This window comes from Castellaniella sp. (assembly GCF_034007085.1).
In the GTDB taxonomy this organism is placed as follows: Bacteria; Pseudomonadota; Gammaproteobacteria; order Burkholderiales; family Burkholderiaceae_B; genus Castellaniella.
In genome coordinates this window covers 1-6,590 of sequence record NZ_JAVERO010000121.1, presented here as the reverse complement: position 1 = coordinate 6,590, position 6,590 = coordinate 1, and the positions used below count along the sequence as shown (strand labels likewise).

Annotated in this window: 6 protein-coding genes and 2 pseudogenes; 2 read left to right on the top strand and 6 right to left on the bottom strand. The window is 64.2% G+C overall.

Annotated elements, in window-relative coordinates; genetic code table 11:
• Positions 1-10 precede the first annotated feature (10 nt).
• Together mnhG and RBR29_RS09815 are read left to right on the top strand one after the other, a co-directional pair.
• Positions 11-310, top strand: a pseudogene (mnhG, locus tag RBR29_RS09820) (monovalent cation/H(+) antiporter subunit G); the annotation flags it as partial.
• A gap of 172 nt (positions 311-482) precedes the next feature.
• On the top strand, positions 483-875 hold the full coding sequence (locus RBR29_RS09815; protein WP_320348913.1) for a hypothetical protein: 393 nt from the start codon (positions 483-485) through the stop codon (positions 873-875).
• On the opposite strand, the pseudogene RBR29_RS09810 reads toward RBR29_RS09815, so the two are convergent.
• From RBR29_RS09810 to RBR29_RS09785, 6 genes and pseudogenes are all read right to left on the bottom strand, one after another.
• Positions 876-2,749: pseudogene (locus RBR29_RS09810) on the bottom strand (potassium transporter Kup).
• Positions 2,750-2,758: 9 nt separating this feature from the next.
• Positions 2,759-3,817, bottom strand: coding sequence for an ATP-binding protein (locus RBR29_RS09805; protein WP_320348911.1), 1,059 nt, complete (start codon positions 3,815-3,817; stop codon positions 2,759-2,761).
• 55 nt (positions 3,818-3,872) lie between these two features.
• Complete coding sequence (locus tag RBR29_RS09800) at positions 3,873-4,547, bottom strand: response regulator transcription factor (RefSeq protein ID WP_320348909.1); 675 nt, start codon at positions 4,545-4,547, stop codon at positions 3,873-3,875.
• An 85-nt stretch (positions 4,548-4,632) separates the two neighbouring features.
• The gene (locus RBR29_RS09795; protein ID WP_320348907.1) at positions 4,633-5,163 is read right to left on the bottom strand and encodes a biopolymer transporter ExbD; all 531 of its coding nucleotides are present in this window, start codon (positions 5,161-5,163) and stop codon (positions 4,633-4,635) included.
• A gap of 1 nt (position 5,164) precedes the next feature.
• Positions 5,165-6,082 carry a MotA/TolQ/ExbB proton channel family protein gene (locus RBR29_RS09790; protein WP_320348915.1) on the bottom strand — a complete coding sequence of 306 codons (918 nt, stop codon included), beginning with the start codon at positions 6,080-6,082 and terminating at the stop codon, positions 5,165-5,167.
• A 12-nt stretch (positions 6,083-6,094) separates the two neighbouring features.
• Positions 6,095-6,590, bottom strand: a 496-nt coding sequence (locus RBR29_RS09785; RefSeq protein WP_320348906.1) for an energy transducer TonB, incomplete at its 5' end; no start/stop codon positions are given.

The following is a 6,590-nucleotide window of genomic DNA, read 5'->3' as shown; positions in this document are numbered from 1 at the left end:
TGATCGAACCATGACCGAACTGCCTCTGTGGGCCGCTGTTTCGGCCGCCCTGTTGCTGGTCCTGGCCGGCATCGTGACCCTGGTCGGTTCGCTGGGGCTGCTGCGCCTGCGCAGTTTCCACGAACGCATGCATGCCCCGACCATGGGCATGACGATGGGCGCCTTCTGTGTCGTCCTGGCCGCCACCCTGATCGCCAGCCTGCTGCAGCACCGGCCCATCGTCCATGAATGGCTGATCTGCCTGTTCCTGTTCATGACGGCGCCGGTCACGGCCATCCTGCTGATGCAAAGCGCTCGCCATCGTCAACGGACACACATGCACACGCCAGGCACAGCAGATCAGTCCAGCCACACAGAATCTAGGGAAAACCCCTATACTGATGACAGGCTCGCTCACACCGGGTCCGGACATCCGGTGCACGATGCGCGCCCCTGAACCGGGCCGGGAGTCGCCCGGAATCCACTCGCAAGGAGCGTTCACCATGCGTCCACACAATCATCTGTCGCTGCGTACTGCATTGCTGGCCACAAGCCTGGGGCTTGTCGCCCTGTCTGCCTCCGGAGTTCAGGCGCAGACTCAATACGAACAGGATGTGGCGCGTTGCCGCAACACCCCCGGCATCGACGTGCAGGCCTGTCTGAAAGAAGCCGGCGCGGCGGCTCAGGCCGCCCGCCAGGACAAGTTGACCCAACCCTCGCCAGAAGCCGAGGCACGCCACCGCCGCGAACGCTGCGAACGCTTGCCCGCAGGCCAGCGCGAAGACTGTCTGACCCTGATGAACGACGCCAACACGCGCACACAGGGTTCGGTCCAGTCGGGCGGGGTGCTGCGCGAAATCACGATCACCATCCCGGCGCCCACGACCGGTTCCTGATCACAATTCCATCTGCATGCCCATTTCCACCACGCGATTGGGTGGAATCTTGTAGAACCGGGTGCTGCGGCTGGCATTGCGCGCCATGAAGGCAAACAGATGCCGCCGCCAGCTCTGGTGCCACGGCAGCCGCCGCACTACGATCACGGTCTGGCGAGACAGGAAATACGAGGTCTGCATGGGCTCCAGGTTCAGTTCGGCGACCTCCTGACCGATCTGTTCCACGACCTGGGGCACGTTGGGTTCCTGCTTGAACCCCCAGCGTGCCACCGCCTGCCAGCTGCTGCGGCTGACCCGCTTGACCGTCAAGCGCTCGCCAAAGGGCACATAGGGCACATCGGCCACCTCGATCGTCAGAAACAGCGCCTGCTCGTGCAAGACCTTGTTGTGTTTCAGATTGTGCAGCAGCGCTGGGGGCACCGTGCCCACGATCATGCTCATGAATACGGCGGTCCCCGGCACCCGGGTCGGGGGATAGGCCTCCAGGGACTCCATGAAACTGGCCAGCGGCTGGTGATCACCGGCCAGCGTGTCATGGATCTGCTGGCGCCCCTGCTTCCAGGTCACCATCAACGTCAGCAGACCGAGCCCCACCACCAGCGGCAGCCAACCGCCTTCGTGCAGCTTGAGCGTATTCGAAGAGAACAGCAGCACATCGATCACCAGGAACAAGGCAATCAGAATCAGCCAGGCCAAGCGACGCACGCCCCGCGTACCGCGCGGCAACACTGCAAATGCCAGCAGCGAAGTCATCAGCATCGTGCCCGTGACGGCGAAGCCATAAGCATGCGCCAGGCGATCAGAAGAACCGAAAGACAGCACCAGGATCAACACGGCCAGCAACAGCAGTCCATTGACGCGAGGCATGTAGATCTGTCCTTCTTCGCGCGCCGATGTGTGCTGGATCACCATGCGCGGCCAGTAGCCCAGTTGCACCGCCTGGCGGGTGATGGAAAATGCGCCCGAAATCACCGACTGCGAGGCAATCACTGTGGCCAGCGTGGCCAGCGCCACCAGGGGAATCAACCCCCAGTCAGGCGCCAGCAGAAAGAACGGGTTGCGGATGGAATTCGGGTCGCTGAGCAACAGCGCCCCCTGGCCGAAATAGCACAGCACGAGCGCAGGCAGCACCAGGGAAAACCACGCGCGGCGGATGACCGAACCGCCAAAATGCCCCATGTCGGCGTATAGCGCCTCGGCGCCGGTCAAGGCCAGGACCAGCGCGCCCAGCGCCAGGAATGTTTCCCAGGGGGCGTGGCCAATGAAGCGCAGGGCCCAGACCGGATTGACGGCCTGCAGGACTTCGGGCTGGCCTGAAATCCGCCAGGCACCCAAGCCTGCCAGCGCCAGGAACCAGCACAGCATCACCGGCCCGAACAGCTTGCCCACGGCGCCAGTGCCCCGTGACTGGTACATGAACAGAGCCAGCAGCACGACCACGGAAATCGGCACCACCCAGGCGTCCAGCCGATGCGACACGATGCCGATCCCCTCGACGGCCGACAGGACGGAGATCGCGGGGGTGATCATGCTGTCGCCATAGAACAGGCTCGCGCCAATCAGCCCCAGCAAGGCCAGGCGCCAGCGGATCCGCCCTGACCGGCCACGCAGGGCGAGTTCCATCAAGGCCAGCGTGCCGCCCTCGCCCCGGTTGTCGGCGCGCAGGATGCACGTCACGTATTTCAGCGACACCACCAGGATCAGCATCCAGAACAGAATCGACAGCACCCCAGGATATGTTCGACATCGGGCTGGCCCGCGCCAGACAGCGCGACCTTCATGGTGTACAGCGGGCTGGTGCCGATATCCCCGTAGACGACGCCCAGGGCCCCGATCAGCAGGCCCGCCTGCGGATTGTCTTTCTGCATGTTCATACTGTGTGCTTATTCAACCCGCGTCAGGCAGGCGCCTCGTCGAGGGCCGGGAAAAACAAGAGAAACCCGCGTGCCCGGAAAGGCGGGCCGACTGGCGATTTTCCACCAGGCTCCGTGCGCGCGTGCGATTTCCCGCACGATCGCCAACCCCAGGCCGGAACCGCCCTGGCCCGCATCCGTCGCACGATAGAACGCCTCGAAAACGCGGTCCAGATCCTCGGCACGGATGCCCGCGCCATCATCCTCGACAGAAAACGAAGGCGGATTGGCCATGACGCGCAACACGATGCGCTGCGCCTGATGGCCATAGCGCAAGGCGTTGTCGATCAGATTGCCCAGCAATTCTCCCAACAGGACCGGATCGCCATCCACCCAGACTGCGGCATCGGGTGCTGCCAGTTGCAGATCGATGGACTGTTCATGCGCGCGACCCAGCCACTCCGCCCCCGCCTGACGCATCCATTCGCACAGGTCCAGACGCACGAAACCGTCCTGGGGCCGGACCGCGTGTTCAGCGCGCGCCAGCACCAACAGCTGCTGGCCCATGCGGATCATGCGATCCGTCACGGATTTGATCCGCCCGGCACGCACGCGGATGTCCTCGGGCAGATCCTGGGCCAGCATCAGCTCGGATTCGACCTTCAGGCCGGCCAGGGGTGTGCGCAGCTGATGAGCGGCATGGCCGATGAAGCGACGCTGGGCCTGGACCGAGTCATCCAGCCGCAGGAGCAGGTCGTTGAAATGCAGGACCAGAGGCGCGATCTCGCTGGGCAGGTCGGCCTGGTCGAGCGGCTGCAGGTCCTCGATGGAACGCTGGCGGATATCGTCGGCCAGGCGATTGATGGAAGCGAGTTCAGAACGAATGCCGGAAATCAGCACCCAGACGAACAGCAGCACCAGCAGCCCCTGGGTCAGCATCATGACCCAGAACAGGTCACGCAACAGCCAGGGCTGGGGGCGGATCACCCCCGTCATGAACCAGGTGGCCAGCAGATCGATGGCCACCAGAATGAAAAAGGCCGGCAACAGCCGGCGTACCAGTCGGCGGGCGAGCGAATTCCTGGGCATCAGGCGCTCGGCCAGCCCCAACACCCCACCAGCAGGGCTTGGACCGGGGGTCGACTCAGGCGGCACGATCAACGTCGAGCAGATAACCGAAGCCGCGCACCGTCTGGATACTGGCCCCTGTACCATCAAGCCGCTTGCGCAGGCGATAGACATAGACTTCGACCGCGTTCTCGCTGAAATCCGCATCCCAGGCCGACAGGGAATTGACGATCTGCTGCTTGGTCACCACCCGGCCCGGCCGGGCCATCAGCATTTCCAGCACGGACAGTTCCCGTACCGACAATGCCAGGCGCTTGCCATCGACCCGGATCTGACGGCCCACCGTATCAAAAGACAAAGGGCCGCATTCCAGCACCGTCTGCGCCTGCCCGGCATGCCGTCGGGCAAGCGCCCGGACCCGTGCGGCCAGTTCAGGCAATTCGAAAGGCTTGGTGACGTAGTCGTCGGCACCCGCGTCCAAGCCGGCCACCCGATCATCCAGGCCATCGCGCGCCGTAAGAATCAAGACGGGCACCTGGGACCCGCTGTCACGCAGCCGCTGCAGAACCTCCAGGCCACCCAGTCCAGGCAGGTTCAGGTCCAGCAGCAACAGATCGTAGACTTGTCCAGCGAGCGCGCCTTCAACGCGGTCGCCGGATTGCAGCCAGTCGACGGCATACCCCTGGCCGCCCAGAAATTCCTGCAAGGCATGGCCCAGGGTGGCGTCGTCTTCGATGACCAGAACTCTCATGACGGTGATTCTAGCCTGAAGCGGTCACGCCGAGTCACCGCCCAAGGACCTGCGTTACATAGCTGACGATTGATTGAACATGCGCTCAACCGCCTTCCGCCGGCGGGTGTGCAGGCACCGGAGCCGCAGCTGCCGGCTCTTGCTGCCCAGTCGCCGGCGCAGGGGCGGCTGCGTCGGCCGGCAAGGCGGATCCTGTCGCAGCCTGTCCGGGTGTGGTGACGAAACCCAGGCGCTTCATGCCGGCCTGACGGGCCGCGCCCATGACCTGCGCCAACAGGCCGTAACGGGTGTCGGCATCGGCACGGATACGGACCTCGGGCTGAGGGTCGGCGCCGGCTTTCCCGGCGAACCGAGCAGCCAGGTCTTCTTCGGCGATCGGCTGCTCGTTCCAGAACAGCGCGCCGGATGCATCGATCGCCAGATCGATCACCTCGGGCTTCTGCTCCACCGGCTCGGCCGTCACCTGCGGCACATTGATGCGGATCGAATGGCTGAGCAAAGGCGCCGTGATGATAAAAATCACCAACAGCACCAGCATCACATCGATCAGGGGCACCATATTGATCTCGGACAGGGTCGAGCCCGAGCCCTTGGAATCAAAGCTGCCGAACGCCATGTCAAGCGCTCCGGTGACTGGCCAGGCTGAGCGGCCGGCCATTGCGCTGATGTCCGCCATCGGCCACCTGCTGGCCCGTGGTCAGGAACGTGAACAGGTCATGTGCAAAGGCATCCAGCCGCGCCAAGTAGACCCGATTGACGCGCACGAAAGCGTTGTAGGCCAGCACGGCGGGAATGGCCACCGCCAGCCCCAGGCCGGTCATGATCAGGGCCTCGCCCACCGGCCCGGCAATACGGTTGATGGTGACACCTTCGGTCATGCTGATGCTCAACAACGCGTGATACACCCCCCACACCGTGCCGAACAATCCCACGAACGGCGCAGTCGAACCTACGGACGCCAGCACCGTCAGGCCGTTTTCCAGGCGGGCGGTTTCCTCGTCGATCACCCTGCGGATGGTGCGGGTCACGAAAGCTGCCGTCGAGCCGCTTTCCTCGAGTTTGAGCGCACCGTATTTGGCATGGTGCTTCTGGGCATGGATGGCATGACTGGTCAAGTGGGCGAACGGTTCTTCCGCCCCATGCGTGGCAATTTCGTTTTCGACCTGTTCCAGAGAACTGGCCGCCCAGAATTCCGCCAGGAACTTGCGCGACCGGCGGCGAATGCGCATGTGCGTCAACCCTTTGGCCAGGATCAGGTACCAACTGGCCAACGACATCAGCACCAGGAAAACAAACAGGGATTTGCCAACGGTATCGCTCTGGCCAATGAAATGCAGCACCCCCTGGCCGCCCGTTTCCATGGCGCCAGCCCCCAACGCTGCCTGAGCGCTGGCTGCCGCATCAGTGGCCACCGCAGCCGTCGCCGCATCGGTGGCGGCCGACACAGCCGGTGCCGCATCCGCAGCGGCCTGGGCGGCATCCGGCCCTACCGCCTGGGCCAGCGCCAGCACTGCGCTTCCGATCAGATCAAGCATCATGTTCCTGTCCTATAAGACGAAATCGAAAGGAATATCCACCAGCGCCTTGTAGGCAATTCCGTTTTCCGTATACGGGCGGAACCGCGCATGACGCATGGCGGCCACCGCCGCCTCGTCCAGGCGCTCATGCCCGGACGACGAACGCACCGACACATTGGCCACCTGGCCCAAAGGGGAAATCAGTACACGCAGCACTACCCGCCCCTGTTCACCCCGTCGCTGCGAGATCCGGGGGTAGATCGGGCTGGGACGCTTGCCCAGATAATCCACCTGTCCGATCGTGCGCGGTCGGTCGGGATCCACCGGTACCGGCTCGCCACGCGCCTCGGAGGCCTGCTGCGATCCCCCCTGGGCAACGTTGGCCTGGTGCACAGGCGGCTTGACCTGGGATTCGATCTGCGGCTTGGGCCGAGGCACGGGTTTCGGCTTCGGCTTCGGTTTCGGCTTGGGCGGGGGTTCGGGCGGAGGCGGTTCGGTGATGGCATCGGGCTCGGGCGTCTCGACG

What these genes read in the sequence shown, in the direction of transcription:
- RBR29_RS09805 (WP_320348911.1), bottom strand. Translation starts at nt 3,817, where the DNA reads ATGCCCAGGAATTCGCTCGCCCGCCGACTGGTACGCCGGCTGTTGCCG.
- RBR29_RS09800 (WP_320348909.1), bottom strand. Translation starts at nt 4,547, where the DNA reads ATGAGAGTTCTGGTCATCGAAGACGACGCCACCCTGGGCCATGCCTTG.
- RBR29_RS09790 (WP_320348915.1), bottom strand. Translation starts at nt 6,082, where the DNA reads ATGCTTGATCTGATCGGAAGCGCAGTGCTGGCGCTGGCCCAGGCGGTA.
- RBR29_RS09815 (WP_320348913.1), top strand. Translation starts at nt 483, where the DNA reads ATGCGTCCACACAATCATCTGTCGCTGCGTACTGCATTGCTGGCCACA.
- RBR29_RS09795 (WP_320348907.1), bottom strand. Translation starts at nt 5,163, where the DNA reads ATGGCGTTCGGCAGCTTTGATTCCAAGGGCTCGGGCTCGACCCTGTCC.